The organism is bacterium, assembly GCA_027622355.1.
Taxonomy (GTDB): Bacteria; UBA8248; UBA8248; order UBA8248; family UBA8248; genus JAQBZT01.
The window spans coordinates 1-18,213 of record JAQBZT010000019.1 but is presented as its reverse complement, the minus strand read 5'-3'; the positions used below and the strand labels follow the sequence as shown (position 1 = coordinate 18,213).

The 18,213-nt window shown below is 61.2% G+C and carries 19 protein-coding genes; 11 read left to right on the top strand and 8 right to left on the bottom strand.

Features of this window, described 5'->3' with window-relative positions:
• Nucleotides 1-143 precede the first annotated feature (143 nt).
• The 3 genes from O2807_02380 (at nucleotide 144) to O2807_02370 (ending at nucleotide 3,181) form a co-directional block, all read left to right on the top strand.
• Nucleotides 144-983 carry a polysaccharide deacetylase gene (locus O2807_02380; protein ID MDA0999352.1) on the top strand — a complete coding sequence of 280 codons (840 nt, stop codon included), beginning with the start codon at nucleotides 144-146 and terminating at the stop codon, nucleotides 981-983.
• A gap of 13 nt (nucleotides 984-996) precedes the next feature.
• Nucleotides 997-1,665: a hypothetical protein gene (locus tag O2807_02375; protein MDA0999351.1), complete on the top strand. Its 669-nt coding sequence runs from the start codon at nucleotides 997-999 to the stop codon at nucleotides 1,663-1,665.
• A 424-nt stretch (nucleotides 1,666-2,089) separates the two neighbouring features.
• Nucleotides 2,090-3,181, top strand: a complete 1,092-nt coding sequence (locus tag O2807_02370) for an ABC transporter substrate-binding protein (protein ID MDA0999350.1) — start codon at nucleotides 2,090-2,092, stop codon at nucleotides 3,179-3,181.
• 91 nt (nucleotides 3,182-3,272) lie between these two features.
• Here O2807_02370 and O2807_02365 read toward each other — a convergent pair whose 3' ends face one another.
• The 5 genes from O2807_02365 to O2807_02345 form a co-directional block, all read right to left on the bottom strand.
• Nucleotides 3,273-4,625 carry a TRAP transporter large permease subunit gene (locus tag O2807_02365; protein ID MDA0999349.1) on the bottom strand — a complete coding sequence of 451 codons (1,353 nt, stop codon included), beginning with the start codon at nucleotides 4,623-4,625 and terminating at the stop codon, nucleotides 3,273-3,275.
• Nucleotides 4,625-5,152 carry a TRAP transporter small permease subunit gene (locus O2807_02360; protein ID MDA0999348.1) on the bottom strand — a complete coding sequence of 176 codons (528 nt, stop codon included), beginning with the start codon at nucleotides 5,150-5,152 and terminating at the stop codon, nucleotides 4,625-4,627. The genes O2807_02365 and O2807_02360 overlap by 1 nt, the downstream gene beginning before the upstream one ends.
• A gap of 124 nt (nucleotides 5,153-5,276) precedes the next feature.
• Nucleotides 5,277-5,699, bottom strand: coding sequence for a hypothetical protein (locus O2807_02355; GenBank protein MDA0999347.1), 423 nt, complete (start codon nucleotides 5,697-5,699; stop codon nucleotides 5,277-5,279).
• A 57-nt stretch (nucleotides 5,700-5,756) separates the two neighbouring features.
• The gene (locus O2807_02350) at nucleotides 5,757-6,632 is read right to left on the bottom strand and encodes an NAD(P)-dependent oxidoreductase (GenBank protein ID MDA0999346.1); all 876 of its coding nucleotides are present in this window, start codon (nucleotides 6,630-6,632) and stop codon (nucleotides 5,757-5,759) included.
• A 13-nt stretch (nucleotides 6,633-6,645) separates the two neighbouring features.
• Complete coding sequence (locus tag O2807_02345) at nucleotides 6,646-7,521, bottom strand: NAD(P)-dependent oxidoreductase (GenBank protein ID MDA0999345.1); 876 nt, start codon at nucleotides 7,519-7,521, stop codon at nucleotides 6,646-6,648.
• 223 nt (nucleotides 7,522-7,744) lie between these two features.
• Between O2807_02345 and O2807_02340 the strand changes: the two genes are divergently transcribed.
• From O2807_02340 to O2807_02310, 7 genes are all read left to right on the top strand, one after another.
• Complete coding sequence (locus O2807_02340; GenBank protein MDA0999344.1) at nucleotides 7,745-8,827, top strand: hypothetical protein; 1,083 nt, start codon at nucleotides 7,745-7,747, stop codon at nucleotides 8,825-8,827.
• Nucleotides 8,828-9,058: 231 nt separating this feature from the next.
• Nucleotides 9,059-10,687 carry a phosphoenolpyruvate carboxykinase (ATP) gene (pckA, locus tag O2807_02335; protein MDA0999343.1) on the top strand — a complete coding sequence of 543 codons (1,629 nt, stop codon included), beginning with the start codon at nucleotides 9,059-9,061 and terminating at the stop codon, nucleotides 10,685-10,687.
• Nucleotides 10,688-10,726: 39 nt separating this feature from the next.
• Nucleotides 10,727-10,912 carry a tautomerase family protein gene (locus tag O2807_02330; protein ID MDA0999342.1) on the top strand — a complete coding sequence of 62 codons (186 nt, stop codon included), beginning with the start codon at nucleotides 10,727-10,729 and terminating at the stop codon, nucleotides 10,910-10,912.
• A 21-nt stretch (nucleotides 10,913-10,933) separates the two neighbouring features.
• Nucleotides 10,934-11,782, top strand: a complete 849-nt coding sequence (locus O2807_02325; protein ID MDA0999341.1) for a carbon-nitrogen hydrolase family protein — start codon at nucleotides 10,934-10,936, stop codon at nucleotides 11,780-11,782.
• A 98-nt stretch (nucleotides 11,783-11,880) separates the two neighbouring features.
• On the top strand, nucleotides 11,881-12,384 hold the full coding sequence (locus tag O2807_02320) for a hypothetical protein (protein ID MDA0999340.1): 504 nt from the start codon (nucleotides 11,881-11,883) through the stop codon (nucleotides 12,382-12,384).
• A 107-nt stretch (nucleotides 12,385-12,491) separates the two neighbouring features.
• On the top strand, nucleotides 12,492-12,953 hold the full coding sequence (locus O2807_02315; GenBank protein ID MDA0999339.1) for a YtoQ family protein: 462 nt from the start codon (nucleotides 12,492-12,494) through the stop codon (nucleotides 12,951-12,953).
• Nucleotides 12,954-12,973: 20 nt separating this feature from the next.
• A complete protein-coding gene (locus tag O2807_02310) occupies nucleotides 12,974-13,813 on the top strand; it encodes a cupin domain-containing protein (GenBank protein ID MDA0999338.1) in 840 nt (279 codons plus the stop codon).
• A gap of 16 nt (nucleotides 13,814-13,829) precedes the next feature.
• Here O2807_02310 and O2807_02305 read toward each other — a convergent pair whose 3' ends face one another.
• Nucleotides 13,830-14,255 (bottom strand): Rid family hydrolase, encoded by a 426-nt coding sequence (locus O2807_02305; GenBank protein ID MDA0999337.1) that lies wholly within the window; start codon nucleotides 14,253-14,255, stop codon nucleotides 13,830-13,832.
• A gap of 132 nt (nucleotides 14,256-14,387) precedes the next feature.
• Here O2807_02305 and O2807_02300 point away from each other — a divergent pair, with 132 nt between their 5' ends.
• A complete protein-coding gene (locus tag O2807_02300; GenBank protein ID MDA0999336.1) occupies nucleotides 14,388-15,320 on the top strand; it encodes an NAD(P)-dependent oxidoreductase in 933 nt (310 codons plus the stop codon).
• A gap of 102 nt (nucleotides 15,321-15,422) precedes the next feature.
• Here the strand turns inward: O2807_02300 and O2807_02295 are convergent, their stop codons facing one another.
• Both O2807_02295 and O2807_02290 read right to left on the bottom strand, forming a co-directional pair.
• Complete coding sequence (locus O2807_02295; protein MDA0999335.1) at nucleotides 15,423-17,435, bottom strand: hydantoinase B/oxoprolinase family protein; 2,013 nt, start codon at nucleotides 17,433-17,435, stop codon at nucleotides 15,423-15,425.
• A partial coding sequence (locus tag O2807_02290; GenBank protein ID MDA0999334.1) for a hydantoinase/oxoprolinase family protein occupies nucleotides 17,432-18,213 on the bottom strand: 782 nt, incomplete at its 5' end. The genes O2807_02290 and O2807_02295, both read right to left, overlap by 4 nt.

The window sequence follows — 18,213 nt, the reverse complement described above, 5'->3', positions numbered from 1 at the left end:
CGCGGTCGGAATTGTGGGCAATCGATGCGGAATCGGGGCAAGGGCCTCGGTTGCCGCATAATTCCGGTTAGAGGTGGCGAATTTCGATTCGGAAAATCGGGGCTGAGGCCCTGCGTTGCCTTTTCCAGACGGGGAGATTGTCGATGGCGAAAGTGAAATGGAAAAATGGAGCCAAATGCGCCGTTTGCCTGACCTTTGACGTGGACGGCGAGTCTTTGTGGATAGCCCGCGACCCGCATCTGGCCCACCGGCCCCTGCACGATTCCATGGGAAAGTACGGCCCGAAGGTCGGCATCCCGCGGATCCTCAAGATGCTGAAGGACTACGGCGTTCCGGGCACTTTCTTCCTCCCGAGCTGGACCGCGCAGAGGTGGCCCAAGATGACGGAAACCATCGTCAAGGCCGGATACGAAATCGGCCACCACGGCCACCTGCACGAAAAGCCTTTCCAGATGGCGGACAAGGAAAGGGAGGAGGAACTGCTTGTCCTCGCCCTCGGTATCCTGAAGAAAATGACCGGACAGAAGATACTCGGCTCGCGCACACCCTCATGCGATCCGAGTCCGCACACCATGGGACTTCTGAAAAAGCACGGGCTCATCTATCACTCGAACCTGATGGACGACGACTGGCCCTACTACCACCCCTGCGGCTTGGTGGAGCTGCCGACCAAGTGGACGCTCGACGATTTTATCTATTTCGGCTTCAGCGCGAACCCGCCGATGGGCCACGGGATCTGGGACGCCGAGTCGGTCTACTCGATGTGGGTCGAGGAGTTTGAAGGCACCTACGAGGATGGCGGCTACCTCAACATCATGTGCCACCCCCAGGTGATTGGTCAGCACCACCGGATCCGGATGCTGGGGCGGCTCGTTCGCCACATGCTGGACAGGGGCGGCGTTTGGTTCGCCACCGCCGGCCAGGTCGCCCAGGAATGGGCATCGCAGAACAAGCCCCCGAAGATGGCCAAAGCCGCCAGCTAGTTTCGGTGACCGGATGACCCCACCTCTTTCCGGGACCATTGCCATTTGTGCCGGTTGGGCCGCCTTCGGCCTGGCCCACAGTCTGCTGGCGCGGAGTGCGGCGAAAGAGCGCGCCTGCACGCTTTTCGGGGAACTTTTCTACAACGGCTACTACCGCATCAGCTACAACTTGCTCTCCCTCGCCGCCGTAGGCTGGCTTTGGCTCCAGCCCGGAAACCTCGCGGGCGATATCGTTTTTTTTCAAATCCCCGCCCTGCTCGCTCCGGCTGTTTTCCTCGTGAAGGGCGCCGCCCTCTTGATTGGGTTCGATGCGCTCCGGCGGATCGGAATCGGGGAATTTTCCGGATGGTGTCAGCTGGCGTCGGCGTGGCGGAGGGAGGCGACTCCCGGGCGCCCATCCGAGACCCCTGTCCAGGAAGGCGTCTACCTTTGGGTACGGCATCCGCTGAACACGGCGACTTTCATGTGGGTGTGGGCGCAACCGGACTACACGCTGTTCCATATCCTCTTCGCCGCCTGCGTCACCGGCTACATCTTGATTGGAAATCACTTTGAGGAGCGCGACCTGATCAAGCAATTTGGCCGGATCTATCAGAATTATCAGCTTATCGTCCCCCCCTTTTGGGGTCCTTTCTGGGGGTTAAAACAGCGGAAAATAGCGTTGGAATCCCGTTCCATGTAGGGGGGAAGACTCTCTCAACATATTCGATAAAATACATTAGGATAATCCCACTTCAGACTGTTTTACAATATGTTACGGTTTCTATTTCGGTATCCATGAGGATTTTCTTTCGCGGCCTCTGCACGATCGTTTTTGGCCTGCCGCCTCTCAGGCCGCAGCCCCCGCTGCCGGGGCAAACCCTGAGTCCACTTCTATTCGGTCCCAAAATTAACTCTGGATGACCCCCTGCAAAATTGCTAGAATCACGTTCATCCGATTCATAACCGGGGGGGCGCTGTACGCTTTTCTCTCACCCAAGGGGCCGGCGTCCTGTGCGGCGGGCGGTCTAGCCAATTCCGACGCGTTTTGGTAAAATTTTTTCTTCTGAAAAAAGCTGAGCCGAAACGCGAATACTTCTATTCTCAATGGCATAGGGAGAATACGCATGGACAGGAGAAACTTCATTGCAGGCGCCGGCGTGGCCGGTATCGCTGGGATTCTCCAGGCGGCGGCACCTCCGGCGGTTCACGCGGCAAAGCACGTCCGCTGGAAGATGGTCACCACCTGGAGCCCCAAGGCGCCCGGCGTGGGCGAAGCAGCGGACCTCGTCGCACGCCGCGTGAGTGAACTCACCGATGGCAATTTTCAGATCAAGGTGTTCGGCGGCGGCCAGCTTGTTCCCCCTCTGGGCATTTTCGATGCCGTCACCAAGGGGACCGCGGAAGTGGGCCACAGCGCGTCCTACTACTGGGCCGGCAAGGTGCCCGCCGCCCAATTCTTCGCCGCCGTACCCTGGGGCATGAACGCCCAGCAGGTGAACGCCTGGCTCACGAACGGAAACGGCCAGAAGCTCTGGAACGAAACCTACAAGCCCTTCGGCATCTTCTCCCTTCCCGCCGGCAACACGGGCGTTCAGATGGGCGGCTGGCTGAAGAAAGAGATTACCGAGCCCGCGCAGTTGAAGGGCCTGAAATTCCGCATCCCGGGCCTGGGCGGCAAGGCCATCGCGCGCCTCGGCTCCACCCCGGTCCTCCTCCCCGGCTCTGAGGTGTTCACCAACCTCGAGCGCGGCAACATCGATGGAACCGAATGGATCGGACCCTTCCACGACAAGCTGAAAGGGCTGCACCAGGCGGCCAAGTTCTACTACTACCCGGGCTGGCATGAGCCGGGAACCGTTCTCGAACTTCCCATCAACATCAAGGCCTACGAGAAACTCCCGAAAAGCTACAAGATCGCCCTGCACGTGGCGGCGGCCGACGCCAACGTCTGGACGCTGGGACGCTTCGATTCGGCGAACGGCGATGCGCTCCAGGAACTGGTCACGAAGCACGGCGTCCAGCTTCGCCGCTGGTCCGACGACCTCCTCAAGGCCTTCTACCGCGGCTCCCAGGAGGAGTTCGCCGACCTGACCTCCAAGGACAAGATGAGCGCGAAGGTCTTCGCCGACTACAAGAAGTTCCAGAAGAACGTGGACCGCGTGACGAAGGTGGGCGAAGCCGCCTATCTGCAGGCGCGGGAGGTGGTCGGCGCCTAGCCGCCACCTGCATCGCGAAGCAAACAAAAGGGGCCCCTTTCGAGGGGCCCCTTCTTTTTGGGCAATACTTCACCGTGCGGAGCGCGCCTGCCTAATTCCCCCATCCGATGGCCCGCGGCAGCCAGGTGACGAGCTCGGGGAACATGACCGTTACTAAAAGTCCGAACACCTGGATGATCACGAACGGGATGATCCCCCTGTAAATGTGCATGGTTGTCACGCCGGGCGGCGCCACGCCCTTGAGATAGAACAGCGAGAACCCGAACGGCGGCGTCAGGAACGAGGTTTGCAGATTGACGGCGATCAGTATCGAAAACCAGAGCGGGTCAATCCCCAGGATCACAATGATGGGCTTGATGATCGGAACGATGATAAAAAGGATTTCGATGAAATCCAGGACAAAGCCGAGGGCGAAGAAGAGCAACATGATAACGAAAAGCACTCCGCCGCTTCCGAACGGAATGCCCGCCATGATGTTTTCCACAATGACATCGCCGCTCAGAAGGCGGAACACCAAGCCGAAAACGGCCGCGCCCACCAGAATGGTAAACACCATGCAGGTGATGGTCAGGGAGGCCGTCATGACCTCCTGAAGAATCTTGAAGGAAAATTTTCGGCTGGCCATGGAGATAAGCATGGCGCCGAAGGCGCCGACGGCCGCCGCCTCGGTGGGAGAGGCCCAGCCGGCGAAAATGCTTCCGAGCACGAGAACGATCAGCACGCCAGGCGGAACGAGGGCCCGAAAGACACGGCGCAGCAGCGCGCCCTTGACCAGCGCCTGCCGCTCCTTGAGCGGAATCGCCGGTGCGGCCTCGGGCTTGAACAGTGCGACGCCGCCAATCCACGTGATGTAGAGCCCCACGAGAAGGAACCCCGGGAGCACGGCCCCGATGAACATCGAGCCGATAGGCACGTCCATGATGTCGCCGAGGAGAACGAGTATGATCGAGGGCGGGATGATCTGTCCCAGGGTTCCGGAAGCTGCGATGGTGCCCGTGGCGAGTTCCGCCTGATAGCCCCGGCGCAGCATAGTGGGCAGGGAGATGATCCCCATCGTCACGACGGTCGCCCCGACGATTCCCGTCGAGGCGGCCAGAAGGGCCCCGACGACGACGACGGATATCGCCAACCCGCCCCGCATTTTCCCGAAAACAAGGCCCATCGTGTCCAGGAGTTCCTCGGCGAGGCCGCTCTTTTCCAGCATTACCCCCATAAAGACGAATAACGGGACGGCCAGGAGAATGAAGTTGCTGGCCACCCCCCATATCCGGAGCGGAAGAAAATTGAAATCCGACCAGGTCATCAGGCCGAACCCGATGCCCATGAGACCAAAGAGAAGACCGACCGCCCCCAGGGTGAAGGCCACCGGATAGCCGAGCATCAGCATCGGCAAAAGGACGGCAAACATCAGAAGGGGAAAGTATTGGATGAGAAAATCCTCCATCAACTCCCCTCCTCTTCGTCAGGATCGCCTTTCAAGGTGCGGTAGGCGCGCGCGGCGAGAGAGAGTCCCTGGAGCGCAACGAGGAAAAAGCCGACCGGAATCGCTGTCTTCAGGATGAAGCGCGCCGGCAGGCCGCCCGGATCGGGCGAGCCTTCCAGGAATTTCCAGGAGCTCCCGGCAAACGGAATGGAAGTCACGATGATCAGGATGCAAACGGGAAGCGTAAAGAAAAGGGAGCCGATGATATCAATCCAGGCTTTGCCCTTTTTGCTCATCCTTGCGTAAAAAATGTCGACGCGGACGTGCCCGTTGTACTTCAGGGTATAGGCCGCCCCCAGAAGAAAGACGAGGCCGAACATGTGCCAGCCAAGTTCGATCAGCGCGTTCCAGCCCGACCTGAAGAAATACCGCATGACAACATTGATGACGGTGAAGATGACCATCAGGAGGGTGCAGACGGTGGTGGCAAGGCCGACGCGTTCGTTGATGGCGTCAATCACCCTGGAAAAAGCGCGCAAAAAAGCCATCTGGCCTCTCGTAGAGAGATTCGCTCTCGGATAGGTGCCTGGGGAGCAAATCGGGCGTTGGCAACAAAAATGGACGGGCAAATCTTATACCTTTTTCCCGAAAGAACCAAATAAATTCGTTCAATCAGCCGATGACAGGCGATATCCAGCCCAAGAGCCCGCCATAAATACCATGGGCGATCAGGGCCGTCATCCAGGCCCTCGGATGAAGTTTTCGGGAGAAAAAACCGTGGCCCGTGATAGCTGGATTGAAGAAACACTGCGAAAAAATAAAAAGAAGCCCTCCGTAAACCAAACCGCGCACAACCAGGGCACCGGGAAGCAGAGGCCCGATCAGCCCCGCGTAGACGAGGGCGAACACAATCCCGTTCAGGTGGACCGCCGCAAGCCCCAACCCATAGGAGCCCCCGAAGAAAAGACCGCCCAACCCGCGCGCAAAATCCAGCTTTGCCAAGCCAAACCGATCGCCGATGAGCGCAAAAAGCAAATGGGCGTAGGTCGCCAGAAACCCCGCAATCGCCACAACCAACAACCGCTTCAACTCCATCTTCGCCTCCCCTGAAATAACGAAACAAAAGTTTCTCCTATTCCATCCACAGAGAAACTACCTGTCCTTCCCCTCATAGGCCTCGATGACCCGGGCGCAGTCGTCTTCCTTCCAGCCCGCCGCTTCGGACCGCTGGAACATCCCCAGCCCAGCGGCGGTCATCGGGACATCAAAGCCCATCTCCTCGGCCAGTTCGACGCAAAGCCCAAGGTCTTTGACGTAAATACCCACCGATGCGTGCGGCGTGAAATCCCGCCCCAGGATCTTCTCGCCCTTCAATTCCAGGACATGGCTCGCCGCCGCCCCCGAGCGAAGGCAGCTCATGATCGTCTCGGCCGAGAGCCCCGAGCGCTCCCCGAGCAGCAGTCCCTCGGCTAAAAGCGCCACGCCCGCATTCACGATCAGGTTCGTCACCAGCTTCATCGAGCACCCCGTGCCGTTCCCGCCCGTATGGATGACGCTCTTCGCCAGCGGCGAGATGATGGGCAAAATCCGCTCATAGGCCGCCTTCTCGCCGCCCACCATGTAGGCCAGAGTCCGCGATTCCACATGCGGAACCGTCCCCGAGACCGGGGCATCGAGCATGGTGATCCCCCGGCCAGCCAGCTTCTCGGCCAGCCCGCGCGACCAGTTGGGGTTCATCGTGCTCATCTCGATGAGAATCAGCCCCTTCTTTCCTGCGGCGGCGATGCCCTTCGGGCCGATCGTGTTCTCCTCGATGTGCCCGGGCTTGAGCAACATGGTGAAGACCACATCCGCGCGCCCGGCCACCTCTTTGGCCGATGACGCCGGATGACCGCCGGCCTCCTCGAGCATTTTCATGCGCGCCGGGTCAACGTCATAGCCGGACACCTTGTGGCCGTCCGCCATGAGGTTCCGGGTCAGGGGCGTTCCCATCTTTCCGAGTCCGATGAAACCGAGATTCTCACCCATCGGGCAAAACTCCTTATTTGTCCTTTCCCTCGTACACTTCGATCACCCGGATGGCGTCATCCTTCGCCCAGCCGGCCTCCTGGGCCCGGATGAACATCTCCCGGGCCGCCTTCACCACCTGGAGCTCGAACCCGCGCTCCTGGGCGAGATCGATCGCCATTCCCATGTCCTTGACGAATATCTCGACCGCCCCCTGGGGAACAAAATCGCGGGCGAGAATCCGCGGGCCGGCCAGCTCGAGCAGGTTCCCTCCCACCGTTCCCGAGCGAAGGACCTCCAGGATGGTTTCGTGCGCGATCCCCGATCGCTCGCCGAGGAGCATGCTCTCGGTCAACAGCGCCACACCGGCGTTGACGAAAAGATTCGTCACCAGCTTCATCGTCGCCCCCGTGCCGCTCTCTCCGGTGTAGGTGGTCTTGCGGGCAAGCGGCGCGATGACCGGCCTGACCCGATCGAAAACCTCCCGCTTCCCGCCCACCATGTAGGCGAGCGTCCGGGCGTGCACCTGGTCCACCGATCCCGAGACCGGCGCATCGAGCATATCAATACCCTTCGCCGCCAGTTTTCCGGCCAGCTCCTTTTGCCAGGTGGGATACATGGTGCTCATCTCGACGTGGATGTGGCTCTTCTTCCCCGCCGCGGCGATGCCCCTCGGTCCGATGGTGTTCTCCTCGATGTGACCGGGCTTGAGCAGCATCGAGAACGTGATATCCGCCGCTCCCGCCACCTCCTTGGCGGAGGGCATCGGCGTCCCGCCAGCCGCCTTGAGCTCTTCCATGCGCGCCGGGTCAATGTCGTATCCGCACACCTCATGGCCATCCTTCATGAGGTTCTGCGTCAGGGGAGTTCCCATCTTCCCCAGACCGATGAAACCAAGCTTCTCTCCCATTTTCCCTCTCCTTCTCCGCCCGAGGGCGGACCCCACCTTCGCTCTGCGGCCTTCCGGCAAGCCCGCAACGCACAATTCGGCAAAGCGCATATACTTTTTTCAAACGGCCCGAAGGCATAGAATATACCGGGACGGGAGAGATTGCATGCGGGAGTGCCACTGCCGGGGGACATGCCCCCCCATCTCCCGGTGCCGCCGACACGACCGAGGGACAGAGGGGCCGATGCCTGAATCACCGTTGATGGAGCTTCACGAAGCGCGCGGCGCCCGTTTCATCGAAGAGGCCGGGTGGAAAATGCCCGCCGACTTCGGCGACCCCGGCGCCGAGCACCGGGCCGGCCGCGAGGGCGCGGCGCTCATTGACCTCTCCCACCGGGGGATCGTCCGCTTCTCCGGGCCGGATGCCGAATCGTTTCTTCACAACATGCTCTCCAGCCAGGTGGTGGGCCTCCGGCCCGGCGAGGGAAGATACGGCACCTTTCTCACCCGCCAGGGGAAACTGATCGCCGACCTCACGTTGTACCGGACTGAGAGCGGCTTCCTCGCGGAGCTGGCCCCGGGCGCCGCTCCGGCCTTCATGGAAGCCATCGGCCACTACATCATCATGGATCAGGTGGAGGTCGAGGATCTGACCGGGGCGTTGTGCGCCATCGCTCTTTCCGGCCCGAAGGCGCGGGCTTGCCTTGCGCAAGCCGGCCTGCCCGCGCCGGATGCGGCCGAGCACAGCCATTGCCCCTCAGGCGGCACGTTGATTGCCCGCGAGCTCTGGACGGGCGAGGAGGGCTTTTTTCTCATCGCGCCCCATGGTGAGACACGGGCCCACTGGGAGCGCCTGGTGGAAAACGGCGCCGTGCCCGCCGGGCTGACCGCCTTCGGTTCCTTGTCTCTTGAAGCGGGTGTTCCGCTGTTCGGAATCGACATGGACGGGACCGTGAATCCGATGCAGGCCGGCCTCGAAACCCGGGCCATCGATTTCGGCAAGGGGTGCTACGTCGGCCAGGAGGTCATCGCCAAAATCAAGTATCTCGGACAAGTGAACCGGGGCCTCGCCGGAATCCGGATCGAGGGAGAAATTCTCCCCCCGAACGGGGCGAAAATCTGGAAAGACGGCGATGAGGTCGGCACGCTGACGCGGGCGGCCCATTCCCCGACACTCGGCAAGATCATTTCCCTCTCCTACCTCCACCGGAATGCCATGGCGGCCGGAACCGAAGTGACGATCCGCTTCAACGATTCGGAACTCGCCGGATGCGTTGCGGAACTCCCCTTTTACCGGTCCGCTGCGCTATCCGGCCGGAGCGGCTGAGCCCCCGGCCCGGAGCGGGGCATCCCACCGAAAACGTCCGAAAACAGATGCTTGGCCTCTTCCTTTTCGGCAGGGCCCCCGGTTGACCTTCCCCCCCGCTGGGGGCATAGTTTTTTCGAACGTATCGGCCGCTTGAAGATTGCTTTTTCACGACATGGAGCAGATGACCTTCGTCGCCAGCCTGCTCCGAACCGCCCGGACCGATTCTGAGACAGATGGAGGCAAGAACGAATGGCCAGGACCGCAGGAGGCAAAAAGTCCTCCACGAAGCGATCAACGGGAGATCCTTACGGGCTTCATGCGTACGGCCTGAGCAACTACGGAAACGTCTACCGGAACCTCCCCACCTCCACCCTGATCGAGATGTCGGTTGCCCGGGGAGAGGGTTATCTCGCGACGAACGGCGCCATCACCGTCCACACCGGTAAATTTTCGGGTCGCTCCCCGAAGGACAAATTCACCGTCGATCAAAAACCCTCGACGGATGATATCTGGTGGGGCCCCATCAATCAGAAAATCTCGCCGAAGAACTGGGACCGCGTTCACGACCAGGTCACCGACTACCTGAAGGGCCGCGATTTTTTTATATTCGACGGATACGTCGGGAGCGATCCCCGCTACAAGATGCCGGTGCGGGTGATTTCGGAGCTTGCCTGGCATTCCCTCTTTTGCCGCACCCTTTTCATCCGGCCGACCCCCAAGGAGCTGCTCAACCACAAACCGCAGTTCACGGTGATCAACACGGGGCGCTATCTGGGCGCCGGGCCGAAGGACGGCCTTCGACAGAACAACTTCACCCTGGTCAATTTCGAGAAAAAAACGGGGCTCGTCGGCGGCTCCGAGTACGCAGGCGAGATGAAGAAGTCCGCCTTCTTTATCATGAACTACCTGTTGCCGAAAAAAGGCGTCTGCGCAATGCACTGCTCGGCCAATATGGGAGAAAAGGGAGATACGGCCCTTTTCTTCGGCCTCTCGGGAACCGGCAAGACCACGCTCTCGGCCGATCCGAAGCGGCGTCTGATCGGGGACGATGAAACCGGCTGGTCCGACAAAGGGGTATTCAACTTCGAGGGCGGGTGCTACGCGAAAACCGTGAACCTCTCCAAGGAAGGCGAACCTCAGATATGGAACGCCATCCGGTTCGGGTCGGTCCTCGAAAACGTCATCGTGGATCCCGAGACACGCGAGATCGACTACACCGACATTTCGATCACGGAAAATACCCGGGCCACCTACCCCGTGGACTTCATCGACAATTGCGTTCTCTCCGGGATGGGCGGCCACCCCAAAAACGTTTTCTTCTTGACATATGACGCTTTTGGCGTCCTGCCCCCCATCAGCAAGCTGACCCACGATCAGGCCGTCTACCATTTCCTCTCGGGCTACACGGCCAAGGTGGCGGGCACCGAGGCCGGAGTCACCGAGCCTGAAGCCACCTTCAGCACCTGCTTCGGCGCCCCCTTCCTCGCCCACCACCCGACAAAGTACGCGGAGATGCTCCGGGATAAGGTCAAGAAACACAGGGCCCAGGTCTGGCTCGTCAACACCGGGGCGAGCGGCGGCCCCGCCGGCGAGGTGGATCGCATTCCCCTGAAATACACCCGCGAGATGCTCACCGCCGCCACCAGCGGCCAGCTCGCCAAGGTTCCGACGCAGACGATTCCCTTCTTCGGCCTGCAGACCCCGACAAGGGTTCCGGGTGTCCCCTCGAAAATTCTCATGCCGAGGAACACCTGGAAAAACAAGAAGCGCTACGACGAGATGGCGAAACAGCTTTCCGGCCTTTTCCGGAAGAATTTCGAGCCATTCCACGATCATGCTTCCAAGGCGGTTCTGGCGGCGGAACCAAAGGACAACTAGCCCCGGCCCGAACCACATCCTCAACGGGAGAGCGCCATCATGCCGGTTGTGCACGTCAGCTTGATCGAAGGACGGAGCAAGGAACAGAAAAAAGCCATTGCCCAAGACATCACGGAAACGATTCACAAGAATGCGGGATCTCCAAAAGCAATCATCACGGTCATTTTTCATGATATTGACGGAGACTCCTGGGCGGCAGGCGGTACCCTGTTCTCGGATCGATAACACCTGGCAGGAGAAAATCCCATGAGCTTTCGAATCGCGCTCGTTCAGCCGCTCTCGCACAAGCCGCCGGACGATGAAAGAAACGTGGCCGACGCCGTCAAATACGTCGAGGAAGCCGCGGCCCAGGGGGCGGAATTCGTCGCCTTCCCCGAGTCCTATCCCGGCCCCTGGCGCATGCCCGCCACCTTCGATCCGCATGAAACGATGATCGAGGCCGCCAAGCGCTGCGGCATCTACGTTCAGTACGGCACGATCGAGCCCATCAACGACGCGGAGCGGACCGCCTACAACCTCCTCATGCTCGCCCGGCCGACCGGCGGAACCCCCAGCAAGTACCGGCGCACCCATCCCCCCGGCCCCTGGATCTACACCGGCGGGCCGGCCTGGGACTTCATGTACGTGGCGGGCGATGAATACCCTGTTTTCGAAACATCACATGCGCAGGTGGGTCTCGCCATGTGCAGCGAGGTCTACATGCCCGAGGTCGCGCGGGCGCTCTCCCTCCGTGGAGCGGAGCTGATCTTCCTGCCCGGCGGGACAGACAAGCAGAAACTCTGGGCCACCTGGAGGAACCTCATCTGGGCGCGGGCGATCGAGAATCTCGCCGTCGTCGTGACAACGCAGAATCTGTTCACCCCCGAAGATCGGGGCCTCGCGATGGTGGCCACCCCCGAGGAGGTCGTCTTCGAGAGCACGAAGGCCGGCATGTTCATCGTGGACATCGACCTGGGCCGGATCCGGCAGCTCCGCGAGGAAACCGACCAGCCCAACTCTTCCACGAAAAACGCCACCAAGGCCGGTCTCCTCTCCCAGTGGCAGCGGCCCGAGCTGTACGACAAGTTTTTCCCGAAAGGGAAGAAGGTCAGCTAGCGAGACTGCTTTTTCAGATAAAAAAATCCCCGAGCGCGGACGGAATGAACGGCATTCTCCCGCGTCCGCCTTTTGCACGGAAATTACCCGGAGGGCGCATGGCGCGAAGCGATTTCTGGATTTTGTACGGACACATTCTTGCCGCCTGCCTCTTCGAGGGCGGGATGGTGTTTTTCGGGATCCTGCTCGCCAACCTCAAGAGAAGGCTCACCCCCGAAGAGTTTTCGGGAGAGGTCTCCGCCCTTCTCCGCTTTTATCACCCCTTCAGCCTTATCTGCATGGGCGCCCTGATCCTGACCGGCGCCTGGTACCTGACCGGACTGAAGGCGGCGATGGGCGCGAATTTCGGCCGGATATTCGTGCCGCTCGGCCTCAAGCTCCTCGCGGTATTCGCCCTGGTGATGGGAATGAGCTTCCAGTTCTTTGCCATCGGCTTGCGGCTGACGCGTGGAACGGGGCCCGCCGGAAACGGCAAGCCGCTTTCCACGACACTCGAGGATAGACTCGGCCTCATCCGCACGCTTTCCATCACGAACACGGTGAACGCCGTCATCGGCCTCATGGCGATTTTTTTCGGTCTGGCACTCTCCAAGGGCTTTTGATCGCCGCTGGTGCCAACGCTCCGCAGATGCGCTAAAATACATTCCCGCAAGGACAACTGGGCATCCGCGCGGGCGGCTTTCCGCCTGAAGATGGAGGAGCAACGAGGATGTCGAATCAGACTTGGAGAGTCTATCTTTCGGGCGAGGTGCATACGGACTGGCGCGATCAGCTGACGAGTGGCGTCAAGAAAGCGGGACTTCCGGTCGAGTTCGCCGCTGCGGTCACCGACCACGACGCCAGCGACAACTGCGGCGTGGAAATCCTCGGAAGCGAATCCGACTCCTTCTGGAAGGACCACAAGGGCGCCAGCGTCAACGCCATCCGCACCCGCACTCTTCTCGAGAAATCCGACATCGTGGTGGTGCGCTTCGGCGAAAAATACAAGCAATGGAACGCGGCCTTCGACGCCGGCTACGCGGCCGCTCTGGGCAAGCCTCTCATTATCATGCACGACGAGGGCCATGCGCACGCGCTGAAAGAAGTGGACGCCGCTGCCCTGGCCGTCACCCGAACTCCGGATCAGATCGTCCGCATCCTGAACTACGTCATCAACGGAACGCTGAAGTAGAGAAAAAAGGAGGAGAGACCATGCCCCTTATTTTCCATCAAGACGACGCCTCTGTTGACGCTGTTTCGGATGGCGTTTCCCGGAAATCGCTCCTCAACCTGGAGCGCACCGGCAGCGACTGGATGCAGCTCGGCCGCCTGAAGCTGGAGGCCGGAAGCTGGATGCATCTCGAGGTGGCCGCAACCAGCATCGCCTGGCTCCAGATTCTCGAAGGCAGAGCCCGCCTCACCGGTACCGCGGGCGACCATGCTCTTTCAGACACCCACATTTGTTTTTTGCCCCCCGGTTTCTCGGGAAAACTCGAAACGAAGGAGGGCGCGCTTGTCCTTTATCTCGAAGTGCCCGATGCCGGCCGCTTCGATGCGAAATTCACCGCCCGCCCCCCCACCTTCCGCTGCGTGGACTGGTCCCTGGAGCCCGTTCTCCGTTCCGAGCACGACGCTCGCAAGCGGATCTATTTCGTCACGCCAAAGCTATTCGGAACAAAATCCCTCAAGGGGGAGCTGATTATCTATCCCCCGGGGACGGAGGCCTCGAACCACCACCACGAGGGCGCGGAGCATTTCCAGTACATCATCCAGGGGTCCGGCACCCTTCTCGCGAACGAAAACCCGATTCAGATGCGCGCCGGGCACGTCATCTACAACTACGAGTTTGAGCGCCACTACTTCATCAATACCGGCGATGAAGACCTGATCTTCGTCGAGATGTTTGTTCCCGCCGAATACCGGACCGTTTGGACCAACCCGGAGCTGATCTGCGCCTGGAATCCGACGGGGAGAAACATCAAGGGCGGTGCGCCCTCGCGCGAGATCAAGGCCCATTCGTCGGCGGCCGTGGTTTCTCCCGAAGACGTATAACGGCTCCTGGAGCGCGCTAGTCGATCACCGCCACGGCCGTCAGCTCGAGCAGGCACCGGGGGTCCGTCGCCAGGCGGACTACCTGGACGGTCGTTGTGCCGGGCTTGGTCTTCCCGAAAAATTCTCCCCATACCTTGTTGAGATCATCCTGCATACGCATGTCGGTCAGATAGCGGGTCACCGAGACCACATCCGCCAGCGTTGCACCGACGCAGTTCAGGCTCTTCTGCCTCTTTTCGATGATCTCCCGGGCCTGCCCCTCCATGTCCATCGGCATGGCGTCGAACTCCGCCGGAATATGGGGATGGGAATGGTAAAGCGGGGCCGCCGTCATCCCGGCAAGATAGACGGTATTTCCACCCGTCACCTTGATGAGCGGCGCATAGGGCAGCCAGACATCCGGTGCGTCGGGCCAATGAAGGTGCTCTACTTTCTTCGGCATGATTCGCCTCCTGTCCTTGGACAAACGGATACATTTCGTCGGTTTTTCATGTAAAGTAGGGCCAATATAAACACCCGCCAGGAGACTGTCCACAACACAGGGGGCGCCCCCGTTCCGCGTGAAAGGATGCAGATGAAAAAAACGGAGGAAGTCGGAATCATCGGCCTCGGCCGGATGGGCGGTCCTGTCGCCCAGCGCTTCATGAAAGCCAATATCCCGATCGCCGTCTGGGAGACGGTGCCGGAGATCCGGAAAGCCCACGAAAAAAAGAAAAATGTGCGGATCGCCACCCCCGGCGAAATGGCCAGGGCGTGCCGCATTATTTTTTTCGTCGTGCCCTCCTCCGCCGAGATCGCCGACTGCCTCAAGGGGAACGACGGCATCCTGCAGAGCGCACGCAAGGGATTGGTACTCTACGATCTGACTTCCTCCGATCCGGCCGAGACCAAGAAGCTGGCCCGCCGGGCGGAAAAAAAAGGCATCGCCTACGTGGACGCCGGGATGAGCGGCGGCCCCTCCGGCATCCTGGCCGGCAAACTGACCCTGATGATGGGCGGAGATGAGAAAGTCATCCGCAAAACGCGCAAATACCTCAACCCCTTCGTGGACAAGACCTTCCATCTCGGCCCCACCGGCGCGGGACACACTATGAAGCTGGTGCACAACATGGTACTTCATTCCATTTTCCTTGCGACCTGCCAGGGGGCGCAGCTCATCGAACGGATGGGGATGCGGGTCGAGGACATGATTGATGTCTTCAACGTCTCGACCGCTTACAGCTACGCGAGCCGTTTCCGATTTCCGGAGAACATTCTCTCCGGCAAGTGGAACGCCAAGGCACGCATCTACAACCTGCACAAGGACGTGGGCCTCGCCGTGAAGCTGGGCAAAAAGCACGGGGCGGATGTTAGCCTCGGCGAGCTGACCTTCGACTTCATCCAGAAAGCAGTGGCGCGGGGGATGATTGAAGACGATCTTTCTCTTCTCTACCGGGATTTTGAAGAAATCCGGAATGTGAGATTGGCGAAAGCAAAGACGCGCGCTGCCGCAAAGGGAAAGAGATGACAGATCAAAAGCTGCCTCCGGACCGGGCCTGGAAGCACTCTTTATAAAATAAGCCGGGGCCATGTGAAGCACTGGCACCCGGAGCGGCCGCAATGAAGCAGGCTAGGCGATACTTTCGCCGGAGGGCTTCAGGCTTTCCAGGATTTCGGCCGAAAGCGCGCGCAACGCAGCCAGGTCCGCGCCTTTTCTCAGCTCATCATTCTCCTCGATGCGGCGCAGCATCTCCAGCCGGACATGCTCGCGAATGGTGGCCGGAAGGCCCTCAGTCGCCCCGTTGACGGCCAGCTGAAGCGCATCCGGCCAGACCGACTCGTAGCGCTCCCTTGCCTCGCCGAATGAAAACCGCCCAAAACCGTTCGACTGGGCCAGCATCCCGGCGCGCCGCTTTCCGGTCGCCGCCGCATCCACCGACCCGCCACTCAGAATCACTCCGTATACGTCCTCCGCCACCTGAGGAGAGACGAACCCATCCTCCACATCGCGGAGCACATCTTCCGCGGGACGCTCCCAGGGCGGGCCGAACCCGCCGCCGCCGGCCGTCTCCACAAAGAGGACGGCGTTCGCGGGAAGCTCCAGGACATCAATCTTCTTGATCTCCTGAAGCGGAGCATTCGGCAGCTTGAGCCGCGCCCTTCCGTTGGCGCCGGGCGCGCCGCCCTCCCGCCCCCACGGCTGGAAATAAAAACGCTCGAGTGCGCGAGAGGTCACGATAGAGCCGGGCGAGAGTACACGCATGGCATACTTCAGGCCCGAGCCGCCGCGCCGCCGGCCGGCCCCGCCCGAATCGGGGCGCAGGGCATACTCCTCGACCACGACCGGGGTCTCCGACTCGAGCACCTCGCTCGGGATGTTGCGGTAAAAGCCCGTGGTAAAGTCCACCCCCTCGGTGCCATCCTCGGCCGGGCGGGCTCCCGAGCCGCCCACCAGGGGCTGAACGATGCTCACCACCCGCGTGCCGGTGGCGACCTCCGGCGTCGAAACCAGCATGATCGAGCCCTGCCCGCATCCGGCAGCGGGGAGCCGATCCGGCAGCGCCTGGCAAAGGGCGCCGAGCACCACGTCGGCCAGCCGGAAAAAGGTGGCCTGTCTCGCCCCGCAGGGGGCGTTCGGTTCGGGATTCAAGAGCGTGCCGACCGGGTTCCGGGCCTTGACCGGGCGGACGAGCCCCGAGTTGTATACCAGATCGGTTTTCACCGTCCGGAAAAAGTTCACCACACCCAGAACGAGCAAATAATGGCTGTCATCCCCGTAGGTCGGGATGTTGAAGGCGGCCGAGACCTGCGGGTCCGTCCCGGTAAAATCGAGCGTGAGTTCATCGCCGCGCACCTGAAGATTGAGCCGCATGCGGATCGGCCTTCCGCCGGGCGCGAAATCCCCCTCGATGTAGTCCCAGAAGACATGATCCCCGTCCGGGATCTCCCGGATGATGGCGCGGGATTGTTCCTCGGCGTAGGAGAGGACCTTGTAGAGCCCCTGCTGGATGGTATCGGAGCCGAATTTCTCGGCCAGATGATGAAGCCGCTCCTCCGCCCGCCGCAAGGTTCCCAGCAGGGCAAGCAGATCGCCGCGGCAACGCTCCGGGGTCCGGGTGTTGCGCAGGAAAAAACGCAGAATCTCCTCGCGGATTTCCCCCTTCTGGACAAGCTTGGTGACGGGGATGATCGTGCCTTCCTGGAACAGATCCACCGCGCGGGGCGCCACCGAGCCCGGCGCCATCCCGCCCACGTCGGTGAAATGGAGAAACGCGCACGCGAAGCAGACCAGCTCGCCGCCGTGGTAGATGGGCCGCCACCCGAAGATATCCGGCAGATGGGCGACCAGCCCCCGGCTCTCGTGCGGATCGTTGGTGATCCAGACATCCCCCTCCGCATAGGGGCCGCCCGCATCGATCACCGCCTTGTAGTTCTGGCCGATGGCGACCCAGAGGCCGACCCGCTCGGAGCAGAAGGCGACTTCCCCCTCCAGGGTGACCAGCGCGACGACAAAATCCTGCGTCTCCTTGACGAAGACTGTGTGGCCGCAGCGGGTCATCATCTCGCCCATTTCCTCGACGACCCCCTGCATCTGGGCCCGGAGCACTTCGAGAAGGATGGGATCCATCTCCGGCGTTTTCATCGCTTCGCCTCCGCTCGAATGTTCCCCCGGAAGTCGGTCCAGAAATCAAAACGCGGCGTAATGAAAATGGTGGTATCGTACTGCGTCACGACGGCGGGCCCTGGAAGGCGAACCTCCCGGGGAAGATCGGCGCGCCGGTAGACCGGCACCTTTATCGTTTCGCCGCGGTAGAAGATTTGCCGCTCCGCGGCGGGTGCAGACCGGCTTCCCGCAGGGCTCTGGCCGTTCGCCTCGACATTCGGCCGCGGGTTCGGCACCCGGGCCAGGAGCCTGAGTTGCAGCACCTCGATGGGGCAATTCGAGTCCTGATAGCCGTAAACCTGTTCGTAGCTCCGGCGGAAGGAGGTTTCGGGGCTCTCCCGGCCGGAGAGGGAGACGGTCAAATCGAACGACTGGCCGTGGAAGCGCATGTCGCCGCTCCGCTCGAATTCGGCGCCCGCCAGCGGGATCTCCTGCGCGGATAGCCAGGAGGCGGCTTCTTCTTCCAGTTCGCCGAACACCTTCTCCAGGCTCTCGGCGTCCGAAAGCATGGAGCGGATACTCCGCACAAAATCCATCTGAAAATCGGCCAGGGCCGCCCCGAGGGCGCACATCGCGCCGGGCGGCCGGGGGATCAAAAGCCGTGTCAGGCCAACCTCCTCCGCCAGGAAAAAGGCGTGCGTCGGCCCCGCCCCGCCGTAGGGAAGCAGAATGAAATCCCGCTGATCGACGCCGTAGCGCGCGATCATGGGGAGAAATTCCGCATACATGTTCGCCGTGGCGATTCGGAGAATCGCCT

Bases quoted from the DNA above. Each gene is read 5' to 3' on its own strand.
- O2807_02365 (MDA0999349.1), bottom strand. From the start codon at position 4,625: ATGGAGGATTTTCTCATCCAATACTTTCCCCTTCTGATGTTTGCCGTC.
- O2807_02295 (MDA0999335.1), bottom strand. From the start codon at position 17,435: ATGAAAACGCCGGAGATGGATCCCATCCTTCTCGAAGTGCTCCGGGCC.
- O2807_02380 (MDA0999352.1), top strand. From the start codon at position 144: ATGGCGAAAGTGAAATGGAAAAATGGAGCCAAATGCGCCGTTTGCCTG.
- O2807_02310 (MDA0999338.1), top strand. From the start codon at position 12,974: ATGCCCCTTATTTTCCATCAAGACGACGCCTCTGTTGACGCTGTTTCG.
- O2807_02370 (MDA0999350.1), top strand. From the start codon at position 2,090: ATGGACAGGAGAAACTTCATTGCAGGCGCCGGCGTGGCCGGTATCGCT.
- O2807_02375 (MDA0999351.1), top strand. From the start codon at position 997: ATGACCCCACCTCTTTCCGGGACCATTGCCATTTGTGCCGGTTGGGCC.
- O2807_02340 (MDA0999344.1), top strand. From the start codon at position 7,745: ATGCCTGAATCACCGTTGATGGAGCTTCACGAAGCGCGCGGCGCCCGT.
- O2807_02305 (MDA0999337.1), bottom strand. From the start codon at position 14,255: ATGCCGAAGAAAGTAGAGCACCTTCATTGGCCCGACGCACCGGATGTC.
- O2807_02300 (MDA0999336.1), top strand. From the start codon at position 14,388: ATGAAAAAAACGGAGGAAGTCGGAATCATCGGCCTCGGCCGGATGGGC.
- O2807_02345 (MDA0999345.1), bottom strand. From the start codon at position 7,521: ATGGGAGAGAAGCTTGGTTTCATCGGTCTGGGGAAGATGGGAACTCCC.
- O2807_02350 (MDA0999346.1), bottom strand. From the start codon at position 6,632: ATGGGTGAGAATCTCGGTTTCATCGGACTCGGAAAGATGGGAACGCCC.
- O2807_02360 (MDA0999348.1), bottom strand. From the start codon at position 5,152: ATGGCTTTTTTGCGCGCTTTTTCCAGGGTGATTGACGCCATCAACGAA.
- O2807_02355 (MDA0999347.1), bottom strand. From the start codon at position 5,699: ATGGAGTTGAAGCGGTTGTTGGTTGTGGCGATTGCGGGGTTTCTGGCG.
- O2807_02330 (MDA0999342.1), top strand. From the start codon at position 10,727: ATGCCGGTTGTGCACGTCAGCTTGATCGAAGGACGGAGCAAGGAACAG.
- O2807_02325 (MDA0999341.1), top strand. From the start codon at position 10,934: ATGAGCTTTCGAATCGCGCTCGTTCAGCCGCTCTCGCACAAGCCGCCG.
- pckA (MDA0999343.1), top strand. From the start codon at position 9,059: ATGGCCAGGACCGCAGGAGGCAAAAAGTCCTCCACGAAGCGATCAACG.
- O2807_02320 (MDA0999340.1), top strand. From the start codon at position 11,881: ATGGCGCGAAGCGATTTCTGGATTTTGTACGGACACATTCTTGCCGCC.
- O2807_02315 (MDA0999339.1), top strand. From the start codon at position 12,492: ATGTCGAATCAGACTTGGAGAGTCTATCTTTCGGGCGAGGTGCATACG.